The sequence below is a fragment of the Bradyrhizobium sp. USDA 3364 genome (assembly GCF_054056355.1).
On the sequence record NZ_JBSRYG010000002.1, the window covers coordinates 3,295,550 to 3,319,161 of the forward strand.

Below are 23,612 nucleotides of genomic sequence, written 5' to 3' on the forward strand. Positions count from 1 at the left end.
ATGCCCCTGAGTTGCCCGACGTGTCAAGTTGCGGTGTCGGGCGGCCCGCAGCCGCCGGCTCCTTTGCATGGGGTTGTTTTCGATATTTTGGCCCCGCGCATCTGCGGCGGTCGCAAGCGGGCGAAGGGAGGCGCCGCCGATGCGTCCGCAGTTTGCCCTGTTCTGTCGTCTACCCCGAAAATAATTCCCGCCCCCATGTCGATCTGGCCCGCCCTGGATCGTCGTCTCCCATAGCGAGCCGATTTTCACTGCGATCATCCCGCAACTCGCCGGAAACAGGAGCATTTCATGCGTTTCATGTCGATCGTCCTCTCGTCCCAGGCGCCCCGGCAGCCGACCCCGGAACTGCTGGAGGCCATGCACAAGCTCGCCGACCGCGAGATCAAGGCCGGCCGCATGATCGACAATGCCGGGCCTGATGCCGCTCAGCACCGGCGCCCAGATCCGCCTGATTGGCGGCGAGCTCAGCGTCGTCGATGGGCCGTTCGTCGAGGCCAAGGAGGTGATCGGCGGTTACGCGATTTCGGAACTGCACAGCAAGGAGGAGGCGATCGCCCTCGCGGTCGAGTTCATGCAGCTGCACAAGGATCATATGCCGGGCTGGGAAGGCACCTGCGAGGTCCGCGCCTTTGCCGGCTTTGCCGGCCAGTGTCCCGAGTGAGCGAGGGGAGAACAAGCGATGCGTTTCATGTATGTCCTGGTGGCCGAAAAGCCGATGCTGCCGAATCCGCCCTTGCGGGAGGCGATCAGCAAGCTCGCCGAACGCGAAATCGCGGCCGGCCGCATGCTCGACACCGGCGCGCTGCTGCCGCGCACGGCGGGCGCCGAGGTGAAAATCAAGGACGGCAAGCTCACCGTCACCGACGGTCCGTTCATGGAGGCCAAGGAGGTGGTCGGCGGCTATGCCGTGTTCGAGCTGAAGGACAAGGAGGAAGCCGTGGCGCGCGCCGTCGAGTTCATGCAGCTTCATCTCGACCACATGCCGGATTGGGAATTGTCATGCGAGGTTCGTCCCTTCATGGCGTGCTGACGATCGCCTCGCGCGCATGCCGGTGGCCGGCGTGACGGAGGACGACGTCAAGCGCACCATCCTCGGCGTCTGGCGCATCGAGCAGCCGCGGCTGATCACCAGCCTGTCGCGGATGCTGCGCGACGTGCCGCTCGCCGAGGATCTGACCCAGGAAGCGCTGCTCGCAGCGCTCGAGCATTGGCCGACTGACGGTGTGCCGGAAAAGCCGGGCGCCTGGCTGATGGCGACGGCCAAGCGCCGGGCGCTCGATCATATCAGGCGCAATCGCATGCTCAATCAGCGGCACGGCATGCTTGCGCATGATCTGGCGCGGGAGCAGGAGACCATGCCCGATTTCGATGCCGCGCTCGACGACGATATCGGCGACGAATTGCTGCGGCTGATCTTCATCGCCTGTCATCCGCGCCTGTCGCGCGAAGCTCGCGCCGCGCTGGCGCTGCGGATGATCTGCGGCCTCACCACCGAGGAGATCGCGCGCGCCTTCCTGCAGGCGGAGGCGACCATCGCCCAGCGCATCGTGCGCGCCAAGCGCACGCTGTCGGACTCAGGCCTCGCCTACGAGACGCCGCGCGGCGCAGAGCTGTCCGAGCGGCTCGCCTCCGTGCTCGAGGTCGTCTACCTCATTTTCAACGAGGGCTATACCGCGGCGAGCGGCGGCGAATGGCTGCGCCCGCAGCTCTGCAACGAGGCGCTGCGGATGGGCCGCGTGCTGAGCTCGATCGCTCCATCGGAGCCGGAGGCGCACGGGCTGCTGGCACTGATGGAATTCAACGCCTCGCGAATGATGGCGCGAACCGATGCGGCCGGCGAGCCGATCCTGCTGATGGAGCAGAACCGCGCGCTGTGGGACCGCCTGCAGATCCGTCGTGGGCAGCTGGCGCTGGCGCGTGCCCGCGAGCTCGGCGGCGCCGGCGGCTTCTATGCTTTGCAGGCAGCGATCGCCGCCTGCCATGCCGAGGCGGATACGCCCGAGGCGACCGACTGGCGCCGCATCGCCGCGCTCTACGGTGATCTCGCCGCGCTCCTGGATTCGCCCGTGATCGCACTCAACCGCGCGGTTGCGATCGGCATGGCCGAGGGACCGCAGGCGGCGCTTGCGATCGTCGACGGTCTCGCGGACGAGCCGGCACTGAAATCCTATCATCTGCTGCCGAGCGTGCGCGGCGATCTGCTGCACCGGCTGAGCCGCTTCGCCGAGGCGCGCGCCGCGTTCGAAGCCGCCGCCGCATTGGCCGGCAACGCCCGCGAGCGCGAGCTCCTCAAGCGGCGCGCCGCCGCTGCACGCGCCGCAGAGGAACAGGGCCGTCACTGACAGCTCCGCGATTTCGACTCAAACCTCTGGCAGGCTCGCGCAAGATGTACCGAACTGGGAGCTGCCATGACGAAACCATCCGTGCTGGCGATCGGCCTCGACCCAACCTTCGTCGATTTCTCCGTCGTCCCGCAGTTCACACCCGAGCTCGTGCGCAGCTATATCGACGCGCAGATCGAGGGCCTGCGCACCCTCGGCTATGACGTTGAGAGCTGCCTGATCGATACCGGCGATACCGCGGAAGCGGTGGCGGCGGCTGCCCTGAATGCGCGCCGCCATGATTGCGTCGTGATCGGAGCCGGGCTGCGCGAGCCACCAGAGCGGCTCTTGCTGTTCGAGACGGTTCTCAATCTGGTGCACCGGCTCGCCCCCGGCGCCGCCATCTGTTTCAACACCAACCCGGCCGACACCGCCGCTGCCGTGCAGCGCTGGGTCAGGCCCTAGGCTCCAAACCCCAGAGGCTTCCGGCGCAGGCCGCGGAAGCGCGGACTGGCCAGGGGCGGCCCAAAGGCACGAGCCGGACCCGCCGGCCCGGCGGTTGTTGCCGGCGGCAACCTATGACACCATCCCGATTCCGATTTGCTTTCTGAATTTGGATGCCTATGCCGCGCCGGAAATTTGACTGGGAAGAGCTGTCGGATGACGAGTTGCTCGAGCAACGTCTCAGCAGTCTGAAGGTCACGCTGGAGGGCACCTGGCTCGCCGATTGCGTCGGCACGCTCAACGAGGAGCTCGAGGAGCGCGGCATCAGGCTGCGGCCGCATGCCTGGATCTCGAGCGAATGGTTCAGCCCGGCCGACGTGCCCGGCATCGCGATCCCGTTCTATCTCGCCCATCCCCGTCTGATGAAGCTCGAGAAGAAGATGATGCTCGATGTCGAGGGCGGCACCTGGTCGGAGTGCATGGCCATTCTGCGCCACGAGGCGGGCCACGCCGTGCAGCACGGCTACCAGCTGCAACGCCGCCGCCGCTGGCAGCAGTTGTTCGGTCCGTCGTCGAAGCACTATCCGCGCTACTACCGGCCGAACCCGGCCAGCCGCAACTACGTCCAGCACCTCCGGCTCTGGTATGCGCAAAGCCATCCGGACGAGGATTTCGCCGAGACCTTCGCGGTGTGGCTGCGGCCGCGCTCGAACTGGCGGACGCGCTATGCCGGCTGGCCGGCGCTGCGGAAGCTCGAATATGTCGACGAGCTGATGGGCGAGATCGCCGGCAAGCGACCGCCGCTCACGACGCGCGAGCGCGTCGATCCGCTCTACAAGCTCAAGCAAACGCTCGGCGAGCACTACAAGAAGAAGCAGGCGTTCTACGCCTTCACGCCGCCGAAGACCTACGACCGCGATCTGTCCAAGCTGTTCTCCGCGGATCCGCGGCATCACCGGCATCCGCCGGCTGCCTCCTTCATCAGGCGGCACCGCGCCCAGATCAGGGAACTGGTCGCGCGCTGGACCGGCGAGAATCAATTGACGCTCGATGCCGTGCTTGACAACATGATCTCGCGTTGCCGCGAGCTCAATCTGCGTGCCGTCGGCCCCGAGCAGAAGCTGGTGACCAACTTCACCATCCTGCTCACCGCCAAGACCATGCACGCGCTGTTCGGCCCGTCGCGCCGGAAATGGATCGCGCTATGAAACACCTTCGCATTCTGGTGCTGATGCACCCGGACTGTGTGCCGCCCGAGACGACCGACGGATACAGCGCGCGAGAAATCAACGAGTGGAAGACGGAATATGACGTCGTGAGTACGCTGCGCGCGGCCGGTCACGAGGTTCGCCCGCTCGGCGTGCAGGAGGAAATCAAGCCGGTGCGCGATGAGATCGAGGGCTTCAAGCCGCACGTCGTGTTCACGCTGCTGGAGGAGTTTCACTACGAGGTCGTCTACGACCAGCACATCGCGAGTTATCTCGAGCTGATGAAGATCCCCTATACCGGCTGCAACCCGCGCGGCCTGATCCTGGCGCGCGGCAAGGACCTGTCGAAGACGCTGGTGCACCATCGCCGCATTCCGGTGCCGGCCTTCGCCGTATTCCCGATGCGCCGCAAGGTCAAACGGCCGCCGCGTCTCGCGCTGCCGCTGATCGTCAAGAGCCTGAGCTCCGATGGATCGCTCGGCATCTCGCAGGCATCGATCGTCGACACCGACGAGAAGCTCGTGGAGCGCGTCGCCTTCATCCATGACCGGATCGGAACGGCCGCGATCGCCGAGCAGTTCATCGAGGGACGCGAGCTCTACGTCGGCGTGCTCGGCAACAACAGGCTGCGGGTCCTGCCGGTCTGGGAATTGAAATTCGGCAGCATGGGCGGACCCACTGCGCGACAGATCGCGACCGAGAAGGTCAAGCACGATACCAGCTATCAGGAGCGCGTCGGAATTGCTGACGGCCCGGCCGAGGATCTTACGCCGGAGCTATCCGCCCATATTCAACGACTGGCGAAGCGCATCTACCGGACGCTCGGGCTCGATGGCTACGCGCGCATCGACTTCCGCCTGTCGACCAATGGCGTTCCGTATTTCATTGAAGCCAATCCGAATCCTGAAATCGCCAAGAGCCAGGAGTTCGCGACCGCCGCGCGGGCACGACGGATTGGATTACCCGGATCTGCTGCATCGGATCGTGACGCTCGGCATCAGCCGCGCCAAGGCCGGCGTGTCGCTCGGCTGATCGGAAGCCGCTAGAGGCTGCGCTGCATCGCGCGGCGCCGCCCGTCGGGAAGGAACATCGCAAACGTTTCCCTAACGCGCGCCGCCGGCGTCGCGTCGGCGGTGGGCGCGGACGCGGGAGCCGTCGCCGGATGAAACGCATCCGGTTCCGGCCACCGCCGCGCAAAGATCTCGTTTACCGAAACCGTCACGAGCAGGCCGTCGCTGCGGCAGGCATCGTAGACGTACAGAACAGCAAGAAAAATCGATACGGCAACAAGGATCGTCCTGAAAACCGGCATTGTGTTTGCGCCTTCTTGATTGAGGCGAACAATGCCCGGCGACGGTGAACCGCGCGTTTAGAGTTCCGCTCGATCGGCCGATACGGTTCCCGACTCGTGAATGGGCTTCCGTAAACGGCTCGCTTACCAAGGCCTTCAAGGTTGCGGCAACCAGCTTTCCTCACCGGCAGGCAAGGAGTCTCTGCCAATGATGGGCCAACACAAAAAGCTCAGGAGGCACCATGTTCGTCGCCATTCGCGTTATGATCCTGATCGCCAGTGCGTATGCCGGCTCGGCTGTCGCAGAGATGCAGTTTGCGCCGCTGCCGAGCCTTGCGGTTTCGTCCGCGCCGTAGCGCCGGCAAGCGACGCATTTCCCGCAGTTGACGTCCGGTTGGACCCTTCAGCGCGAGGCTGCGGCAACCTCGATTGCGCGGGCGGCGTTTTCCGTCATCCGGGTCGCCGTCAGTCGCAGGAAATACAGCGACAGTCCGGGATTGCGCTCGCACAGCTTCCTCAGTGTGCTGTCGCTGATCCACAGCAGGTCCACATCGGTCGCCGCGAGCGCCGTTTGCGTGCGGCGGCGCTCGAGTGAAAACAGCCCGATCTCTCCGAACAGCTCGCCCGCCGATACTCCGCGATCGATCTCGGGAAACCTGACCTCGCCCGATACGACCATGTACAGCAGGTCGGCCGCGTCGCCTTTCCTGAAGATGGTTTCTCCCGCCTTGACATGTTTCGGCCGCATGAACGGTTGCAGCCAATTCGGTGAAAGATCGGTCGATGCAGCGAGCCTGGCCTTGCGCAGCAGCCGGACCATCTGGAACAGCAGCAACACGTTCAACGGGAGCAGGATGACGTGCAGGGTGAGTACCGGATAGATCCGCGCACCCAGCCCGTAGCCGATGAACGCCAGATTGCTGCATATGGCGACTGAGCGCAGGCTCAACATCGTGCTCATGCAGAAGGTCAGCAACACAAGGGCCGACGCCAGGTAACCCAAGCTATCAATGAATGTCATGACAGCGCCCACTGGAAAATGAATTGCAAGCAAACGATCCGAAAACGATCGGCAGCATACACCAGCGGTCGCATTTTGCTGAACGGAAATGTCGCCGGCCCGCGCTTAAGGCGGAGCACGCATCCTGACGCGGCCTCAGCTCGACGAACGCGCGCGCGAGGCCACGTGAACGGCGCGGCCCTTTGCCGATTTCGCCTTGGCCGCGACCTTGGCCGCGACGGTGGTTGCGCGCCCCTTGCCGAGCCGGGCCGCACCCGGCGAGCTCTTCCTCAGCAGCAGTGCGAGCCGCTTGCGCGTGCGGCCGGCGACCACCCTTGCCGCCTCTTGCGCGGCCTCGGCCTTGCGGATGATCGTGGTCACGGCGGACGCCGACAACGCCGAGACGAAGGCAACATCCTTCGACTTCGAGAGCCCGCCTACGCCTTCGCACGGCGCCTCGCTCGGCAGGTCGATCCGAATGGCGAGCGTGTCGACGTTCGCGATCCAGTCTTCCGCCTTGGTGCCGGTGATGATCCGGACATAATCGCGCGTCTCGCTCGGCAACTCGCTCTGCCTGGAGAGCCATTTCTGGATGCGGCCGCTGCCGGCGTTGTAGGCGGCAGCCGCAAGGCCGAGATTACCGAAATCGTCGCGCAGCTTGCGCAGCAGTTTCGCGGAGGCGGGCAACGCCTTGAGCGGATCGAAGGGATCGTCGAGGCCGACTTCGGCGGCGGTCTCGGGCATGAACTGCGCAACGCCCTTGGCGCCGGCTTGGCTGACTTCGTCGGCGCGAAAGCGGCTTTCCTGCCAGATCAGGCGCGCAAAGAACGCGACGGGGATTTCGCTCGCCTGGGCTGCGTCCTTCAAGGCTCGACAGAATTTATCGATCGCGGATAGCTGTGGCTCGGCCGCAGCATCGTTCGGCTCCGCGGGCGCGGGCGTTTCATCTTTCGCCGTCGCATTGGACGCTTCGCTGGCGTCGGCGCTTTCGATGAAGCGGGCGGCGAACGACACGGCGTCGGATGTCGAGTCGTGGGAAATCGTGGGTGCTTGGATTGTCGAGGCGTTGATCGAGCCTGGCGAACGATCGAAGTCGAGCATCAAGACAAGAAACGCGGCAAGCGCCGCGATGACAAATCGCATTTGCTTCCAGTGACCTGAATTGTGATGTGAGCGAGCTGCGCAAATGCGCTTCGGATAACGACTTTTTAGCGGGTCGATTGCGGCGAAGCTGCGATCTCTGCTGTTCCGCAGCAGAACTCGGCCGCTATTTGCGTTGGAACCTCGCGGTTTTCCGTAACTTTACGGAATGAGATCACGTTGGGATGCACGATGTTCCGACATTTTTCCTTTGCGAGTTTTGCCGTTGTTTTCTTGCTTCTGCCGGCCGCGCCTGCGATGGCAGCCGGTCTCGACGCCGCTTCGATCAACAACGCGGCCGCGCCGCCGGCGAAACGGCCGGGCCGTGATCAGGTCAATGCCTCGATTGCCAGGCTCGAGATTCTGCTCGATCGCGCGCATTTCTCCCCCGGCGAGATCGACGGCAAGCTTGGCGAGAACGCGCAAAAGGCGCTGGCGGCGTTTGCCGCGGCGAACGGATTGTCCTTCGACAAGACCGTGACGGCAGATCTCTGGAGCAGGCTTGCCGGCGCGAGCGAAGGGGCCGTGATCGTCGACTACACGATCGTCGATGCCGACGTGAAGGGCCCGTTCGCGAAGAAGATCCCCGCGAAAATGGAGAGCATGAAGCGCCTGCCCGCCTTGAACTACACCAGTCCGCGCGAGGCGCTCGCCGAGAAATTCCACATGAGCGAGGCGTTGCTACAGGCGCTCAATCCCGGACGGAAGTTCGACAGAGCCGGCGAGACCATTGCGGTTGCGCACGTGCTCGATGCCGGCAGCCCGGCGCCGGTTGCGCGCGTCGAGGTCGACAAGACGCGGCAGACGCTCAGCGCGTTCGACGCCGCGGGCAAGCTCATTGGGTTCTATCCGGCAACGGTCGGCAGCACGGACAAGCCGACGCCGAGCGGCACGCTGAAGGTGACGGCGATCAACAAGAACCCGACCTATCGTTACAATCCGAAATACAGGTTCAAGGGCATCCGATCGAGGAGGCCGTTCACGATCAGGCCGGGCCCGAACAATCCGGTCGGCTCGATCTGGATCAATCTCTCGGCCGAAGGCTATGGCATTCACGGCACGCCTGATCCCGGCAAGATCTCCAAGGCGGCGTCGCACGGCTGCGTCCGGCTGACGAACTGGGACGCCGGACATGTTGCCGCCGGCGTCATGAAGGGGACGCCGGTGACCTTCGTGGAAAGCTCGCGATAATGCGATACCCGTAAGCACGCACGAGTCTGGCGCAGGAACGTCTGGTATGCCAACATCATTGCGTAATTCAAAGGAGGTCAGCCATGCGAACGAGTATAGCGGGAGCACTTTGCGCCATCGCAATGGTCACGAGCGCAAACGCCGCGATCCGGGAAGAGCCGGTCACCTATTCGGACGGCGAGGCCACGATGAAGGGCTTCGTCGTGTACGACGATGCGACCGCAGCCAAGCACCCCGGGATCGTGATGGTGCATGAATGGTGGGGCATCACCAAGCACATCCACAACGAGGCGCGGAATTTCGCGCAGCAGGGCTACACGGTCCTCATCGCCGACATGTATGGCGACGCCAGGACCGCCGACAATCCGAAGGACGCAGGCTCGCTGTCGTCCTCGGTGATGAAGGACCCGAAGGTGATGGAGCAGCGCTTCAACGCCGCGCGGGAGCAACTCGCCAAACAGGCCTCGGTCGATCCGCAGCGGATCGGTGCGGTCGGCTACTGCTTCGGCGGCGCGGTCGTGCTGAACATGGCGCGCGCCGGCGCCGATCTCGCTGCGGTTGCCGGCTTCCATGCTTCCCTTGGTCTCAACACACCCGCACCGGCGCCGGGCACCGTCAAGGCGAAGGTGCTGATCATGAACGGCGCCGACGATCCGTTCGTGAAGCGCGAGCAATACGACGCGCTGAAGAAGGATTTCGACGCAGCGAAGGTCAATTATCGCATCATCGAATATCCCGGCGCCGTGCACGCGTTCACGAACCCCGAAGCCACCGAGCTCGGCAAGAAGTTCAACATCCCGATCAGATACGACGCCAAGGCCGACCAGGAATCCAAGGCCGAGGCTGCCAAGTTTTTTGCCGCCGACCTGAAGAAATGAGCAAAAGGGCCACCCACAAGGTGGCCCTTTGGGGTTTACCAGGCCTTTCGCCCGGAAACTTGAAGCAATCGGTTACCGGATCGGCAAGCACTTCCGGCTAGGGTCGAGCATTCTGTTTGTCCCCGAGACAGGTGCCGAAGCCGGTGGCTCTGATATTCACGATCGTTCTTCTAAGCCAGCTTCCGCTTTATGGCTTTATGATTGGCTTCGGCTGGGCCGCGATGGTTGCCAAACGCGACGGCCGGCGCGCGCAAGCGCTCGTGCTTGCCGCCATCGCCGCGCTTCCGCTCGCGAGCTACCTTTACGCCTATGTCAATGGGAGAGTCCTGGCGCCGCCGGCGCGTGCGGCCGAGGTCGCTTCCTGGCCGCGTGTGATGATTACGCGCGAAAACAAGCCGCGGGTCTTCCTCACCACATCGGGAGGAGATGGGTCCGTCCCAATAGACGATGGTCGCGCTCGGCCTGTTCGAGAAGGCGTATGGCGTGATCGGCGACGACTGGTACAGCATCGAGCGTGCGGATAGTGCGCCGTGCGTCGAGGCCGGCAAGGATGAGCGCGCCGTCCGCAGGCGAGATCCGAGAGAACCGAATCCGTACCTGAAACTCACGAAGATCGAGCGGCGCGACGATCTTCGGTTGACCATACCGCAGATCGCCGAACCTCATTTGCGACTGCTGTCGGACCGCTACGCGCCGTCGCATCGCGAAATCGACAAGACGATCTTCGCAAACAGCACGCTCGAACTCAGACTGGTTTCGGAGCAAGGCAGCCAGCTGGTGTCGTTCTGGGAGGCGCCGTACTTCCGGGTTCCGGGAGTCCCACCGATGCTGGGATAGGACGGCTGGTTGAAGAGCTGGTTCGCGGGAAAGAGCACTCCTCGGCCTGATACCATTCAATTCGTTCTGGATGCGCTCAACGCCACCTAGGACCAGGGTGTGCGCGACCCACGTTGCGCTCCGAGTTGCGTCATCAAGCCATGCGGAGGACGCAGCCGGCCGCGCGGACGCTGGCCGTCTCGCATGGTTGCCATCGGCCGCTCCCCGGCCGATGATACACAAAACGGATCGAAAGCCGATCAAGAGGGAGCGAATGCGCGGGCGTCGTGTGTTGATGGAATCGTTCGTGTCGCACGGCGTGCGTCATATCTTCGGCAATCCGGGCACGACCGAAACGCCGCTGCTCGATAGCCTGCCGGCCTTTCCGCAACTCGAATACATCATGGCGCTGCATGAAGGTGTCGCGGTCAGCGCCGCCAGCTTCTACGCGCAGGCGTCGGGACGCGTCACCGTCGCCAATTTGCACGTCGCGCCCGGCCTCGGCAACGGCATCGGTTCGCTCTACGGCGCGCTGAAGGCAAGTTCGCCCGTGGTCGTGACGGCCGGCCAGCAGGATACGCGGATGCGGCTCAACAATCCGCTGCTCGGCCATGACCTCGTTGCAATGGCGGCACCCGTGACGAAGTGGAGCGTGCAGATCGAGCGCGCCGACGAGATCGCACCGATCATGCGGCGCGCGTTCAAGGTGGCGACCGATGCGCCGCAGGGGCCGGTGTTCGTGTCGCTGCCGATCGACGTCCTGGAGCAGGAGACCGCGGTCGATGCCTCGACCCCGGACAATCTGTGGCGCTCGACACGCCCCGATCCCGCAGGCATCGACGCGCTGGCCGCGCTGCTTCTGAAGTCGAAAAATCCGGCGATCATCGCCGGCGACGACGTGGCGCGATCGGGCGGCGAGCAGGCGCTGGTGGCGCTGACGGAAGCGATCGGTGCCACCGTGTGGTTCGAAGGGCTGCGGCATCACGCGCCGTTCCCGACCAGCCACCCGAGCTATCGGCAGTCGCTGCCGGGCGACGCAAGGCAGGTGCGGAAGGCTCTCGGCGATACCGATCTCGTGCTGCTGATCGGCGGTCCGTTCTTCGAGGACATCTGGTTTGCGCCCGGCGGCCACATTCCTGACGGCGCATCCTTGCTCCAGATCGAAGCGTCGGCCGAGCGTCTTGCGTTCAACAACCGGCTCGATGCCGGCATCGTCGGCGACATCGCCGTCAGCCTCAGTGCGTTGACGGACGCGCTGCGCGCAAAGGCAAGTGCGGAGTTCAGGCAGGCTGCGCAAGGCCGCAATGCCCGGCTTTCCGAATTGCAGACGAAGGAGAACGAAGCCTATCGGGCGCGCGTCGAGAAAAGCTGGAACCGAGAGCCGAGCTCGATGCCGCGCGTCACCGCGGAGCTTCGTCGCGGCCTGCCCGATGATGCCGTGATCGTCGATGAAAGCATCACGGCGAGCCTCGATCTCGCGCGCGCCTTCGACTATCGCGGCTTCGGCGATTATTTCGGCGGTCGCGGCGGCGGTATCGGCCAGGGTCTCGCCGGCGCGATCGGCGTCAAGGTCGCGATGCCGGATCGTCCGGTTGTCGCGATCTCGGGCGACGGCTCGGCGATGTATGCGATCCAGGCGCTGTGGACCGCCGCGCATCACAAGCTGGCGATCGTGTTCGTGGTGCTCGCGAACCGCGAGTACCGCATCCTCAAGCACAATGTGGACGTCTGGCGCCAGAATTTCGAAGCCGGCACCCAGCATCCCTATCAGAACATGGATATCACCGGCCCCGCGCTCGATTTCGTGCATCTCGCTGCCGGCATGGGCGTCGAGGCGGTCCGGGTCGAGAAGGCCGACGATATCGCCGGGACAGTCGCAAAGGCTGTTGCGGCCGGTCGCCCATACCTCGTCGAGATCGCAATCGAAGGAAAGCGCTAGGGCCCGTTCCGATCGGAGGAGTTTTCCATGGCAGGCATTCTGGACGGCAAGGCTGCGTTGGTGACGGGCGGCGGCTCCGGCATCGGCCGGGCAACGGCGATTGCCATGGCGCGCGAAGGCGCACGCGTGGCGGTGTCCGATCTCTCAAAGGATGGAATCGAAGAGACGGTTGCCCTGATCAACGCTGCCGGCGGCCAGTCGATCGCGATCCAGGGCGACGTCACTGACGAGGCGGATGTCGCGAACATGGTGGCGCGCACGGTTTCGGCGTTTGGTCGCATCGACTGCGCGTTCAACAATGCCGGCGTGGCCGCGCGCTCCGTCGGCCCGCCCGGCCAGCGCATTCATGAGCTTACGCAGCCCAGCGTGGCCAAGATGTTTTCGGTGAATCCGATGGGCGTGTTCCTGTGCCTGAAATACGAGGTGGCGCAGATGCTCAAGCAGGGCGGTGGCGGCGCGATCGTCAACACGGCCTCGATCGCCGGGCTGGTCGGTCTCGCGACGTCCGGCCACTATGTCGCGACCAAGCACGGTGTCGTCGGGCTGACCAAGTCTGCGGCGATCGAATATGCGCAGGACGGCATCCGCGTGAATTGCGTCAATCCCGGATACATCAAGACGCCGATGACCAAGGAGACGATGGACGAACGCTACGACGAGATCATCGCCAAGGTGCCCGTCCGCCGCCTGGGCGTACCCGAGGAAATCGCCGAAGCCGTGGTCTGGATGTGCTCGGACAAGGCGTCCTTCATGACGGGCGCATCGCATGTGGTCGACGGCGGCTACAGCGCCGCCTGATCTTCTGACGAGCTTCTACGAGCAGGCGACGGGAGCCGCGCATCGGGGCGCGGAAGCGGACCTACTGGTCGACCTTCGGCGTCTTGCCCGCAAGGTCGAGGCCGAACCGGAGAGCGCGCTCCTGGCGCTCTTCCGCCAAGAACTTCAGCTCCCGTTCCAGCGACCGCGCCACCTCGTCCTGCGTTTCCTGGGAGCGGCGGCGGGAGCCGCCATGCGGTTTGGCCGGTTGGGCAGTCACGGGAAAACCCTTGTCATCACACTGTCACAGGCGCAGGCATGCCACGACCACAGTGCGGCGGACAATCAAAAAGAATTCAGCGGACACGTTTTGGAATGTTTGCCGTGCATCTGACTCAAATTTGAGCAGGAAATTCTCTCCGGTCATTTGCCTCGTATCGTGCTGAGGCCGCTGAGACCCGCGCGGTCTCATCAATTCGGATGAGAGAGCCCGGTTCCGACGAAATCATTTCCGGAATCGCGCGAAGACGTCCTGAAACCGACAAGGTCTAACCTTAGTAGCGTTGTGAAGGACAGGTGTCTGGTGAGACGGTAACGACCACGGTCGAGAGACTCGTCAGTGCTCCTGAGATGCTTGGGGATGATCTCGGAAATGAAGAAGCCGAATGCTGTGCCATATGTCTGGGCGGCCGCGCTGATCGCGGTCGCGATCTGGGGTGTGAGTGGCACTCCGCAGATGGCACATACCTCCGCCCCCACCCATCTGGCGCGGGTGCGCTAAAGTCGCGGGAGCCCCGGCTAGAGCTTCGGCCGCAGCGAGCGCTGCATGTCCATCGTGTAGGTGTAGCGCCCCTCGGGGTGCGTGGTGATGGTGACCTCGAACAGTTCCTCGCGCAGGCCGTAGTAGCGGCGTACCACGGTGAGCGCCGGCGACCCCGTCTTGACGCCGAGCGCCTTGGCGATCGGCGCCGGCATGCCCCGCACGAAGATTTCCATCTGCGCGCGTTCGGTGACCTGGCCATACATCTTGGCGATCTGCTCGTGCACCGGGGTGCGGCCGTGGTCGCTGCGGGTCACCACATCGGCGAACCGGCGCAGCACGTAGATCTCGGTCCAGCCGAGCGGGGCGGCGAACTGGTCGGAGCGGCGCACCGCCTCGATCAGGAACCAGCTCCTGCCGGGCTCGCATTTCAGGAGGCCGGCCAGCTTGCGGTCGGCGACGATGTCGCTGCTGTTCACGACGTCGCGATAGGTCTCGTTGGAATAGCGTAGCCATTCGCCAAGCGATTTGACGCTGTGGGTGAACAGCACAGGCGGCTCGGAGGCGATCACCACCGAACCGAGGCCGGCACGGCGGACGATCAGGCCCTGGTCGATCAGGATGCGCAACGCCTCGCGCACGGTCTGGCGGCTCGCCTGGTAGCTCGCCATCAGCTCGGTTTCGGTCGGCAGCAGATTGCCGACCGCGTAGGTGCCGAGACGGATGTCCTTCTGCAGCCCGGTGGCGATGTCGCGGTAGCGGGACGATCGCGCTCTGTCCGGTTGTTCAGACATGGCAGATCACTGGTATGCCGTATGGCAGGCGACCGGATGTCCAGACTGCATCGATTGCAGCGCGGCCTCGAACGCGGCGAGCGTAGCGAGCACCTCTGCTTCGTGCACCGGGAATGGCTGCTTGCCTTCGACCGCGTCGGCAAAGGCAGCAAGTTCCGCGGTGAGCGTGTCGACCGCCGGGAAGCGTCGCGTCGCAGGCGCCTCGCCGGATGTCCGTAGCACCAATGTCAGTTCGTCGAGCACCTCGGCAGATCCCTTCGTTCCGAACACATGCACGCGCCAATAGAACGGTGTTGCGCGGATTGTCGCAAGGGTTGCACTCACGCCATTCACAAATTCAATCGCTAAAGTTGCAGTGTCGAGCGGCGGTGGCCCAGCCTCGCGTTCACTCAACCGGGCATAGACCTGGCGGGGCGGGCCGAGCAGGCTGACGAAACCGTCGAGCACATGCAGGCCCGCGCCGGTCAGTCCACCGCCCGGCGACTCCTTGGGCGACAGCCGCCAGCCCTGGGTGATGGCCTGCGAGTTCTCGTTGCTGTTGTGGCCCTCGACATGAAGGATCGTGCCGAGCTCACCACTGGCGACAATCGCCCGCAGCGCCTGCATCGAGGGCCAGAACCGGCGGTTATGCCCGACCGCGAGCGTCACGCCGGTCGTGCGGCACGCTGCGAACATCTCCGCCGCATCGTCGCGCCGAAGCGCCAGCGGCTTCTCGCAAAACACCTGCTTGCCGGCTCTGGCGACCGCGATCACCTGGCCCTTGTGCAGCGAATGCGGCGTCGCCAGCAGCACGGCATCGATGGCCGGGTCGGCAAGTACATCGTCCAGGTTCGCCGCGACGGAGAGACCATGCGCGGTGCAAAAGCTCGCGGCGCCGGCGAGGTCGGGTTCCACCGCGCTTGTCAGCCTGAGCCGAGGCTCGTTGCGCGCGGCCTCGACCAGCGCGCGGCCCCACCGGCCGAGGCCTGCGATCGCACAATTGATCATGAGTGTTCCCTGTCCTGATCGCGTCCGGCACGGATCGCCTCGATCACAGCGGCGCTGTCGCCGTCAGGGCCGAGAAGCGCGATCGCCGCGCGCAGCAGCTCGGCCTGTGCAGAGGTCAGCGGCAGGCGCAGGCCGTGCCGGCCGGCCTCCTGCAGGATCAATTCGGCGTCCTTCAGGGTCTGCGCGATATGCGATTGCGGCGAGAAATCCCGCGCCAGCATCTTCGGTCCCTTGCTGTCCATCACCCTGGAATATGCCGCCGATTGCCGCGCGCTCGCAAGGAAGGCCGCGCCGTCGAGGCCGAGAGACTCGGCAAAGGCGATGCCCTCGGCCAACGCGGCGCGATTGTTCTGCAGGATCAGGTTGATGGCGAGCTTGGTGCGGCTCGCATTGCCGATCGTCCCGACGTTGATCCGCTGTGGGCAGAGGATGTCGAGCGTCGCCGCGGCGGCTGCGATGATGTCGCCTTCGCCCGCGACCAGCGCGGTGGCCGTTCCGGCGCGGACCTCGGTGCTGGTGCCCGAGATCGGCGCCTCGATGAAGGCCAGATGCGAGCGCGCCGCGAATTCGGCGATCACGGTGATCTCGTCGGGCGCGCAGGTGGTGGTGCAGATCACGAGCGGCGGCTGCGCTGCGTTGGCGAGGTCCGGCAGCAATCGCTTGACCTGGGTTGCGTCATAGACCGCGATGACGATGGTCCGGCACCGCGCCGCGACGTCGGCGGCGAAAGCCGCGAACTCGGCGCCGCTGGCCCTCAACCCGTCCGTCTTCGCTGCATCGATGTCGAAGCCGATCACCCCGATGCCGGCATCGATCAGCCGCGCCGAAAGCGCTGAACCCATCAGCCCCAGGCCGATCATGCCGACAGGTGTCTCGCGAGCCATGACGCGGCGCCGCTTCGCGCTATTGCGGCTGGATGCCGGCGGCCTTCACCTCCGCCGACCAGCGCACGACCTCGCTCTTGACGAAGGCACCGAACTCGGCGGGCGCGAGCGGCGCCACGATCACGCCGACATCGGCGAGCTTCTTCCTGGTCTCCGGCATCGCGAGGTACTTGGCGCATTCGGCGTAGATCTTGTTGACCACCGGTTCCGGCGTGCCGGCCGGCGCGAACAGCCCGTACCAGATCGTGGCCTCGAAGCCGGGCATTGCTTCGGAGAGCGCGGGCAAGCCGGGCGTCAGCTCGTTGCGCGCCGCCGACGTCACGGCGATGCCGCGCAAGGTGCCGCCCTGCATCTGCGGGATCGCGACCGAGAAATCGCCGAAGGTCAGGTCGATCACCCCCGCCATCACGTCGGTCATCGCCTGCGGCACGCCACGGTAGGAGGCCGCGATCAGCGACAGGCCGCCGCGCGACTGCAATTGCGCGATCGAGATCTGCGATGCGCCGGAGCCGTAGCCCGCGGTCAGATTGGGGTTCGCCTTGGCGTAGCTGAGGAACTGCGGCAGGTCCCTGGCCGCAAGCTTCGGATTGACCAACAGCACCATCGCCGTCGTGGTGGTGCGGATGACGGGCGCGAAATCCTTCACGGGGTCGTAGGCCAGGCTCTTCAACGTTGCGACGTTGCTGGCATGGGTGGTGTTGGTGCCCATCAACAGCGTGTAGCCGTCGGGCGCGCTGCGAGCGACTTCCTGCGCTCCGATGCTGCCGAGCGCGCCGGCGCGATTCTCGATCAGCACGGTCCGGCCGAACGCATCCTGCAGATGCTGGCCGACCATGCGCGCGACATTGTCGGGGCCGGCGCCGGCCGGGAACGGCACGATGATCCTGAGCGGCCGTTGCGGGAAATCGTCCGCCGCGCGCACCGGGAAGGCCGAAAGCGCAAAAAGGAACAGGACGACGAGCAGCCCCAGCCGTAACTTCATCCCGGTCCCCTCCATGTCTGCTTTTGCAAATTTATACGGACAAATACGTCAGAAATGCAAGCGAGAGGCCCTTCAGAATATTGAGGCCCGCCATAATTATCCGTATAAATAGCCCATACAGGGGGAGCCAGACGACGATGGTGGACATCAGCGATCTCCATGCGCGCGGGCTGCGCCGGCGCCAGAAGATGTTCGGCGAGGTCGATGTCGCCAAGCGGATGGCGGCCGCGGGCGATTTTGGTACGCCGCTGCAAAACATCATCAATGCCTACGTCTATGGCGACGTCTGGGAGCGCAACGGGCTGTCCGACCAGATCCGCAGCCTGGTGATGCTCGGCATCACCGCGGCGAGCAGCAAGCCCGCCGAGTTCCGCGTTCATGCCAAGGGCGCGCTGGCCAATGGCTGCACCGCCGCGCAGGTGCAGGACGTGCTGCTGCTGGTGGCGATGTATTGCGGCATTCCGGCTGCGATCGAGACCAGCAAGATCGCGGCCGAGGTGTTCGGCGAGGTGCCGCCGGAGGGGTAGGGCAGCGGCCTGTGGCGTGATAGGGACGTTGCCGACTGCGACCGGCAACAGGATCCATCCATGTCCGCCTTTCCGACCTCGACGACCGTGCTCGATTCCGTGCTGTTTCGCGATGCCTTCGGCACGCGCGAGATGCGCGAGGTGTTTTCCGACCTGCGGGCGATTGCGCGCTATGCCGAGGTCGAAGTCGCGCTGGCGAAGGCCGAGGCGCGCTGCGGCGTGATCCCGGTGGAAGCTGCCAAGGAGATCGCAAAGCGCACCGATGTTGCCGCGTTCGATTTCGACCTGCTGCGGCAGGAGACCGATGTGGTCGGCTACCCGATCCTGCCGCTGGTGCATCAGATGGCGAAGCAATGCGGCGAGGCCGGCCGCTATGTGCACTGGGGAGCGACCACGCAGGACATCATGGACACCGCCGTGGTGCTGCAACTGCGCGACGGTCTCAAGATCGTTGAAGACGACATCGCGGCGCTGCGCAGCATCCTGGCCGATCTCTCGAAGAAATACCGCGACACGCCGATGGCCGGCCGCACCCATCTGCAGCAGGCGCTGCCGGTGACCTTCGGCTACAAGACGGCGATCTGGCTTGCCGCCTTCGATCGCCACGCCGCACGGTTGGCGGAGCTGAAGCCGCGCGTGCTGGTCGGCCAATTCGCCGGCGCCGCCGGCACGCTGGCCTCATTGGCTGACAAGGGGTTCGAGGTCCAGCAAGCGCTGTGCGAGGAGCTTGGCCTCGGCGTGCCCGTCTCGACCTGGCACGTCGCGCGCGATGGGTTCGCTGAAGCGGTGAATTTCCTCGCGCTGGTCACGGGAACGCTCGGCAAGATCGCGCTCGACATCATGATCATGGCGTCGACCGAGTTCGCCGAGGTCTACGAGCCGTTCGTGAAGGGGCGCGGCGCCTCCTCGACCATGCCGCAGAAGCGCAACCCGATCTCGTCGGAGCTGATGCTCGCCGCCGCCAAGGCGGTGCGCCAGCATGCCGGCCTGATGCTGGATGCGATGGTGCAGGATTTCGAACGCGCCACCGGTCCGTGGCACGCCGAATGGATGGCGATCCCGGAAAGCTTCGTGCTGACCGCGGGCGCGTTGCACCAGGCCAGGTTCGCGCTGGGCGGCCTGATCGTCGATGAGAAGCGGATGGCCGACAATCTCGACATCAGCCGCGGGCTCATTGTGGCCGAGGCCGTGATGATGGGGCTCGCGCCTGCGATCGGCCGGCAGGAGGCACATGACGTGGTCTACGACGCCTGCCGCGTCGCCAACGACAGGGGCCTGACCCTGGCCGAGGCGCTGGCGGCGGATCAGCGCGTCGCGAGCCGGATCGACCGGGCGACGATCGACCGACTTACCTCGCCAAAAAATTACCTCGGCCTCGCGCCCGAGATGGTCGACCGGGTGCTCGCCTCGGAGAAGCGGTAAAATTCGCGGCAATTGCTCGCCGTCGCGTGATCGGGCGCGACGGGCAGGAACCTTGCGAATGCGGCTCGAATTGGACTACGAATCCTCAAAGCCCTCAAACGACACGGCCGGACGCTTCATGACCGCACATCAACGCAACCTTTCCGCTTCGATCGATCCCGTGAAGCTTGACCGGCTCGCCGAAGTCGCGATCAAGGTCGGGCTGCAGCTGCAGCCAGGACAAGATCTCTTGCTGACGGCGCCTGCCGCCGCGATGCCGCTGGTGCGGCGGGTCGTCGAGCACGCCTACAAGGCGGGCGCGGGTCTCGTGACCCCGTTCTTCTCGGACGAGGAGCTCACGCTGGCGCGCTACCGTTACGGCAACGACGCGAGCTTCGACCGCGCTGCGGGCTGGCTCTACGAGGGAATGGCGAAGGCGTTCGGCGCCAACACCGCGCGGCTCGCGATCGTCGGCGACAATCCGATGCTGCTGTCGGGCGAAGACCCGGCCAAGGTGGCGCGCGCCAGCAAGGCCAATTCGATCGCCTACCAGCCGGCGCTGGAGAAGATCGTCAACTTCGACACCAACTGGAACATCATCGCCTATCCGAGCACGTCGTGGGCGAAGCAGGTATTCCCCGACGATGCCGAAGACGTCGCGGTGGCCAAGCTTGCGGATGCGATCTTCTCCGCGTCCCGGGTCGATCAGGACGGCGCCGTCGCCAACTGGGAAAAGCACAATGCGAGGCTGCGCGAGCGCACCGAATGGTTGAACGGCCAGCGCTTCCACGCGCTGAAATATTCCGGTCCCGGCATGGACCTCACGATTGGCCTTGCCGACGGTCATGAATGGGAGGGCGGCGCGTCGACCGCCAAGAACGGCATCGTCTGCAATGCCAACATCCCGACCGAGGAAGTGTTCACCACGCCGCACTGCCGCCGGGTCAGCGGCCACGTCGTCAGCTCCAAGCCGCTGTCCTACCAGGGCACGCTGATCGACAATATCTCGGTCAAGTTCGAGGAAGGCCGTATCGTCGAGGCCAAGGCCTCGCGCGGCGAGGAAGTGCTGAAGAAGGTGCTCGACACCGACGAGGGCGCGCGCCGCCTCGGCGAGGTCGCGCTGGTGCCGCACTCCTCGCCGATCTCGAAGAGCGGCTTGCTGTTCTTCAACACGCTGTTCGACGAGAACGCCGCCTCGCACATCGCGCTCGGCCAGTGCTACTCGAAATGCTTCGTCAACGGCGACAAGCTGACGCCGCAGCAGATCGCCGAGCAGGGCGGCAACAAGAGCCTCATTCACATCGACTGGATGATCGGCTCCGCCCACACCGACATCGACGGCATCCACGCGGACGGCCGCAGCGTGCCGGTGTTCCGCAAGGGCGAGTGGGCGTAACGACTCGCTAACCAAAGCGCCGTGCGCGTGAGGCGATCAGTTCGCCTCGCGTGGCGCTGAAGCGGCAGGTCTCGTGCTGCGGCTTGAAGCCGAGGCGGCGATAGATCTTCAGTGCGGGGGCGTTCCGGCTCGAGACGTTGAGCCAGCAGGGATGCTCGACCGACACGTCGTGCGCGCTCAGCACGCGATAGACCAGGAGCTGGCCGAGCCCGCGTCCCTGCCGCGCCGGGTCGACCGCGACCGACTCGATCCACATCGAGTTCCGCTCCGGCTCGGTGAGGCAGAAGCCCGACATCTGCCCATCTTCCGACGCGATCCAGACTTCGGTCTCGGTCAGGACCTGCGCCATCTCCTCCGGTGAATACAGGCGGAACGCGTCGTCCGAGGCATAGGCGGCGTTGTGGATGCGCGCGACCTCGCCCGCGCAGGCGGTGACGTCGCTGACCTGCTCGATGGTGGCGCGCGCGGCCGCGAGCGTTCGCGCCGGCTGCAACGGCTCGACGCACTTCATCCCGATCTCGGACTCATTGTGAACAAAGCCGAAGGCGGCGACGAAGGCCATTCCCGCCGGCCAGTCGCTGCTCACCAGCGTCTGCACGGTGAGACCGGGATCGGCGTCGATCGCAAGCACGTCGTCGAACAGCGCGAGAGCGATCCGGCGGCGCCGCAGCTCGGGCGCCACCACGATCTTGAGAAACCGGGAATAATGCGCGCCCTGGTCGCGCAGCGAGGATTCGGCGAGGCCGACGAGCACGCCATTCCGCTCGGCAATGCGAAAGTCGCGCCCGCCGCGGTTCTGCGGCAGCTTCAGGAACTGGTCCCATTGCGGCAGCGTGACAGGGCCTAGCCGCGGTTCCACCGCAGCTGCCTTTGCGTAAAGTTCGACCACCGCTTCCGCATCAGCCTCTCGAAGCGGCCGGATGGTGATGCCGTCATCCATGAGTCGGAAGTTTACCCGATATCGAGCCGATAGACATCCTTTGCCGTCTTCAAGAACAACGCCGTCTTTTCGGCTTCGCTATATTGTGATGCAAGCCGTTTAAAGGTGTTGAAGATGACCTGATAACTGCATTGCCCCTTATCAGGTGGGAAGTTGCTCTCGAACATGCAACGGCTCGGGCCGAACGCCTCGATGCAGGTCTCCACATAGGGTCGCCAGGCGGCGGCGAGTTCCTCCGACGACGGTGGCCTGGGGCGGAGGTGGAAGTCGTAACCGAGCAGGCACATCGCGAGCCCGCCGAGCTTGACCACGACGTTCGGGCATTTGGCGATCTCCTGGATCGAGGCCTTCCAGACCGGAAAGGTCTCTTCGCGCTTGCCGGCGAAGCGGCCGGTGCCGACCGGGCCGCCGCAATGGTCGAGCACGATCCTGGTGTCGGGAAACGCGCGGGCGAGGTCGGTGAGCTCACCGATCTGCGGGTGGAACAACCAGGCGTCGAAGCTGAGGCCGAGCGGCGCCAGGCACGCGAACCCCCTACGAAAGTTGGAATCGAGCAGGATGCCCTTCGGTCGGTTCGCATACATGTGGGCGACGTTGGGGTCCTCGTCCCAGGCTGAGGAGTGGCGGATGCCGCGGAACCGGCCGTTGCCGGCCGCAATCTCCGCCTCCAGCACCGCCTTGGCCTGATCGCCGATCAGAAGGTTAACGTGGCTGACGATGCCGGCGCAGATCGCCGTCTTGCCGTAGCCGCCGCTCGCCGCCATCGCGGCGACGCCGTTGGCGAACTCGACCTCGCCGACCGGGCGGAACGCCTCCGGCCCGTCGGCGCGATACATCGACCGGCAGTCGACATAGACGGTCGCCACAATGTTGTGGCCGGAGGCGATGTCGTCGCGCATCTCCTCGATCAGGTAGCGCAAGCCGCCACGATCCCAGAGATGATGATGCGGATCGACGATCGGGCGGGCCGGATCGATGATCTCTTCGGTGTATTGGGCAAGCCAGTCTTCGCGCGGATTGGCATAGAGCCCGCTGGCAGAGGCGGGCAGGGTGCTGGCCATGGATTTTCACTCCCGTTTGGTTTTGCTTCTTGTTGAACAGAGACGTCATACCCCGTCGAGGATGATCACCATCGGCGTCGACGGCAGGGTGTCGCGCGAAATCCTTAAAGTTCGCTCGCCGCCGCGCCGGTCGATCTCGAATTGCTGGCCGATCAGGCGCATGAACTCGTCGAGCGGGGTCGCGAAGCGATGCATCGGCAGCACGACCGAAGCGCGCAGGCGTTTGGTGATCTCGGAGATGCCGTCGAGCGACATCGTATAAGTGCCGTCGATCGGCACCATCACGATGTCGAGTCGGCCGATCGCGGCGAACTGACTGTCGTCGAGCTTGACGTGGAGGTGGCCGAGATGGCCGATGCAGAGGCCGGCGACCTCGAAGATGAAGATCGAGTTGCCGTCCTTGATCATCTCGCCGCCGGAGCCTTCGCCCCAATAGCGCCGGATGTCCGACGTGACGTTTCGGATATAGACGTCGCCGATGCGCTCCGCGTAATGCGCGGCCTGGCCGTTCTCGCCCCAGCCGTGCAGCACATGGGGAATTTTCGGGTCGGGGAACAGCGTGTAGTGCGTCTCATGCGCCCGGTTCATGGTGACGACATCGGGCAGCCGCCCGGTTCGATAGACGCCGTTGTAGTCGGTCGCGATTCGGACGCCGCCGGGCGTGTCGATGTAATAGGTCGAATGGCCGGCATAGGTGATCGCGACCTCGTCCGCTTTGGCCGCAACGCGCCGGTAGCTCGCCGGCGTGGTACGCGGCGGCGCATCGGCCATCGCCAGGCATTCGCTGCGCTGGGCATCCTGCGCGAAGGCGTGACTGGTCAGCGTTCCCAGCAAGACGAGCGCGGCGAGCAATCTCGGCATCAACTGTTCGGTCTCCGGCGATATCCGCGGTCGCA

Annotated in this window: 25 protein-coding genes; 14 read left to right on the forward strand and 11 right to left on the reverse strand. The window is 65.0% G+C overall.

The window, feature by feature from the left end; all coding sequences use genetic code 11:
• The first annotated feature begins 406 nt into the window (after positions 1 to 406).
• From ACVILL_RS15420 to ACVILL_RS15445, 6 genes are all read left to right on the forward strand, one after another.
• The gene (locus tag ACVILL_RS15420; RefSeq protein WP_456729830.1) at positions 407 to 661 is read left to right on the forward strand and encodes a YciI family protein; all 255 of its coding nucleotides are present in this window, start codon (positions 407 to 409) and stop codon (positions 659 to 661) included.
• A gap of 18 nt (positions 662 to 679) precedes the next feature.
• Positions 680 to 1,030: a YciI family protein gene (locus tag ACVILL_RS15425; protein WP_076864135.1), complete on the forward strand. Its 351-nt coding sequence runs from the start codon at positions 680 to 682 to the stop codon at positions 1,028 to 1,030.
• A gap of 16 nt (positions 1,031 to 1,046) precedes the next feature.
• A complete protein-coding gene (locus tag ACVILL_RS15430) occupies positions 1,047 to 2,342 on the forward strand; it encodes an RNA polymerase sigma factor (protein ID WP_456729831.1) in 1,296 nt (431 codons plus the stop codon).
• Between the two features lie 66 nt (positions 2,343 to 2,408).
• Positions 2,409 to 2,786, forward strand: coding sequence for a hypothetical protein (locus ACVILL_RS15435; protein WP_456729832.1), 378 nt, complete (start codon positions 2,409 to 2,411; stop codon positions 2,784 to 2,786).
• Between the two features lie 158 nt (positions 2,787 to 2,944).
• Positions 2,945 to 3,973, forward strand: a complete 1,029-nt coding sequence (locus ACVILL_RS15440; RefSeq protein ID WP_456729833.1) for a putative zinc-binding metallopeptidase — start codon at positions 2,945 to 2,947, stop codon at positions 3,971 to 3,973.
• On the forward strand, positions 3,970 to 5,019 hold the full coding sequence (locus tag ACVILL_RS15445) for a D-alanine--D-alanine ligase family protein (RefSeq protein WP_456729834.1): 1,050 nt from the start codon (positions 3,970 to 3,972) through the stop codon (positions 5,017 to 5,019). Before ACVILL_RS15440 ends, ACVILL_RS15445 begins: the two co-directional genes overlap by 4 nt.
• Here the strand turns inward: ACVILL_RS15445 and ACVILL_RS15450 are convergent.
• The 3 genes from ACVILL_RS15450 to ACVILL_RS15460 all read right to left on the reverse strand — a co-directional run bounded on the left by ACVILL_RS15450 (position 5,016) and on the right by ACVILL_RS15460 (position 7,407).
• Positions 5,016 to 5,285 (reverse strand): hypothetical protein, encoded by a 270-nt coding sequence (locus ACVILL_RS15450; RefSeq protein ID WP_456729835.1) that lies wholly within the window; start codon positions 5,283 to 5,285, stop codon positions 5,016 to 5,018. The genes ACVILL_RS15445 and ACVILL_RS15450 overlap by 4 nt on opposite strands.
• 382 nt (positions 5,286 to 5,667) lie before the next feature.
• Complete coding sequence (locus ACVILL_RS15455) at positions 5,668 to 6,285, reverse strand: Crp/Fnr family transcriptional regulator (RefSeq protein ID WP_456729836.1); 618 nt, start codon at positions 6,283 to 6,285, stop codon at positions 5,668 to 5,670.
• A 135-nt stretch (positions 6,286 to 6,420) separates the two neighbouring features.
• Positions 6,421 to 7,407 carry a lytic transglycosylase domain-containing protein gene (locus ACVILL_RS15460; protein WP_456729837.1) on the reverse strand — a complete coding sequence of 329 codons (987 nt, stop codon included), beginning with the start codon at positions 7,405 to 7,407 and terminating at the stop codon, positions 6,421 to 6,423.
• 189 nt (positions 7,408 to 7,596) lie between these two features.
• On the opposite strand from ACVILL_RS15460, the gene ACVILL_RS15465 reads away from it, so the two are divergent.
• The 5 genes from ACVILL_RS15465 to ACVILL_RS15485 all read left to right on the forward strand — a co-directional run bounded on the left by ACVILL_RS15465 (position 7,597) and on the right by ACVILL_RS15485 (position 13,026).
• Positions 7,597 to 8,595 carry a L,D-transpeptidase gene (locus ACVILL_RS15465; protein ID WP_456729838.1) on the forward strand — a complete coding sequence of 333 codons (999 nt, stop codon included), beginning with the start codon at positions 7,597 to 7,599 and terminating at the stop codon, positions 8,593 to 8,595.
• An 83-nt stretch (positions 8,596 to 8,678) separates the two neighbouring features.
• Entirely contained in the window at positions 8,679 to 9,473 is a 795-nt protein-coding gene (locus ACVILL_RS15470; RefSeq protein WP_456729839.1) for a dienelactone hydrolase family protein, read from the forward strand.
• 447 nt (positions 9,474 to 9,920) lie between these two features.
• Positions 9,921 to 10,310 (forward strand): hypothetical protein, encoded by a 390-nt coding sequence (locus ACVILL_RS15475; RefSeq protein ID WP_456729840.1) that lies wholly within the window; start codon positions 9,921 to 9,923, stop codon positions 10,308 to 10,310.
• Between the two features lie 253 nt (positions 10,311 to 10,563).
• The gene (locus ACVILL_RS15480) at positions 10,564 to 12,228 is read left to right on the forward strand and encodes a thiamine pyrophosphate-binding protein (RefSeq protein ID WP_456729841.1); all 1,665 of its coding nucleotides are present in this window, start codon (positions 10,564 to 10,566) and stop codon (positions 12,226 to 12,228) included.
• Between the two features lie 27 nt (positions 12,229 to 12,255).
• The gene (locus ACVILL_RS15485; protein WP_456729842.1) at positions 12,256 to 13,026 is read left to right on the forward strand and encodes an SDR family NAD(P)-dependent oxidoreductase; all 771 of its coding nucleotides are present in this window, start codon (positions 12,256 to 12,258) and stop codon (positions 13,024 to 13,026) included.
• A 61-nt stretch (positions 13,027 to 13,087) separates the two neighbouring features.
• Here the strand turns inward: ACVILL_RS15485 and ACVILL_RS15490 are convergent, their stop codons facing one another.
• From ACVILL_RS15490 to ACVILL_RS15510, 5 genes are all read right to left on the reverse strand, one after another.
• Entirely contained in the window at positions 13,088 to 13,264 is a 177-nt protein-coding gene (locus tag ACVILL_RS15490; RefSeq protein ID WP_456729843.1) for a hypothetical protein, read from the reverse strand.
• 518 nt (positions 13,265 to 13,782) lie between these two features.
• Positions 13,783 to 14,538 (reverse strand): GntR family transcriptional regulator, encoded by a 756-nt coding sequence (locus ACVILL_RS15495; protein WP_456729844.1) that lies wholly within the window; start codon positions 14,536 to 14,538, stop codon positions 13,783 to 13,785.
• Positions 14,539 to 14,544: 6 nt separating this feature from the next.
• On the reverse strand, positions 14,545 to 15,525 hold the full coding sequence (locus ACVILL_RS15500; RefSeq protein WP_456729845.1) for a Gfo/Idh/MocA family protein: 981 nt from the start codon (positions 15,523 to 15,525) through the stop codon (positions 14,545 to 14,547).
• Positions 15,522 to 16,409, reverse strand: coding sequence for an NAD(P)-dependent oxidoreductase (locus ACVILL_RS15505; protein WP_456729846.1), 888 nt, complete (start codon positions 16,407 to 16,409; stop codon positions 15,522 to 15,524). Before ACVILL_RS15505 ends, ACVILL_RS15500 begins: the two co-directional genes overlap by 4 nt.
• Before the next feature lie 19 nt (positions 16,410 to 16,428).
• Complete coding sequence (locus ACVILL_RS15510) at positions 16,429 to 17,391, reverse strand: Bug family tripartite tricarboxylate transporter substrate binding protein (protein ID WP_456729847.1); 963 nt, start codon at positions 17,389 to 17,391, stop codon at positions 16,429 to 16,431.
• A gap of 137 nt (positions 17,392 to 17,528) precedes the next feature.
• Here ACVILL_RS15510 and ACVILL_RS15515 point away from each other — a divergent pair, with 137 nt between their 5' ends.
• The 3 genes from ACVILL_RS15515 to ACVILL_RS15525 all read left to right on the forward strand — a co-directional run bounded on the left by ACVILL_RS15515 (position 17,529) and on the right by ACVILL_RS15525 (position 20,715).
• Entirely contained in the window at positions 17,529 to 17,918 is a 390-nt protein-coding gene (locus tag ACVILL_RS15515; protein ID WP_456729848.1) for a carboxymuconolactone decarboxylase family protein, read from the forward strand.
• Positions 17,919 to 17,978: 60 nt separating this feature from the next.
• Positions 17,979 to 19,340, forward strand: coding sequence for a class-II fumarase/aspartase family protein (locus ACVILL_RS15520; RefSeq protein WP_456729849.1), 1,362 nt, complete (start codon positions 17,979 to 17,981; stop codon positions 19,338 to 19,340).
• Positions 19,341 to 19,458: 118 nt separating this feature from the next.
• Positions 19,459 to 20,715 (forward strand): aminopeptidase, encoded by a 1,257-nt coding sequence (locus tag ACVILL_RS15525; protein WP_456729850.1) that lies wholly within the window; start codon positions 19,459 to 19,461, stop codon positions 20,713 to 20,715.
• A 7-nt stretch (positions 20,716 to 20,722) separates the two neighbouring features.
• Here the strand turns inward: ACVILL_RS15525 and ACVILL_RS15530 are convergent, their stop codons facing one another.
• The 3 genes from ACVILL_RS15530 to ACVILL_RS15540 are packed head-to-tail and all read right to left on the reverse strand — an operon-like array spanning position 20,723 to position 23,577.
• Positions 20,723 to 21,655: a GNAT family N-acetyltransferase gene (locus ACVILL_RS15530; protein ID WP_456729851.1), complete on the reverse strand. Its 933-nt coding sequence runs from the start codon at positions 21,653 to 21,655 to the stop codon at positions 20,723 to 20,725.
• 11 nt (positions 21,656 to 21,666) lie between these two features.
• Positions 21,667 to 22,716 (reverse strand): amidohydrolase family protein, encoded by a 1,050-nt coding sequence (locus tag ACVILL_RS15535; protein WP_456729852.1) that lies wholly within the window; start codon positions 22,714 to 22,716, stop codon positions 21,667 to 21,669.
• Between the two features lie 45 nt (positions 22,717 to 22,761).
• Complete coding sequence (locus tag ACVILL_RS15540) at positions 22,762 to 23,577, reverse strand: MBL fold metallo-hydrolase (RefSeq protein WP_456729853.1); 816 nt, start codon at positions 23,575 to 23,577, stop codon at positions 22,762 to 22,764.
• Between the last annotated feature and the right edge of the window lie 35 nt (positions 23,578 to 23,612).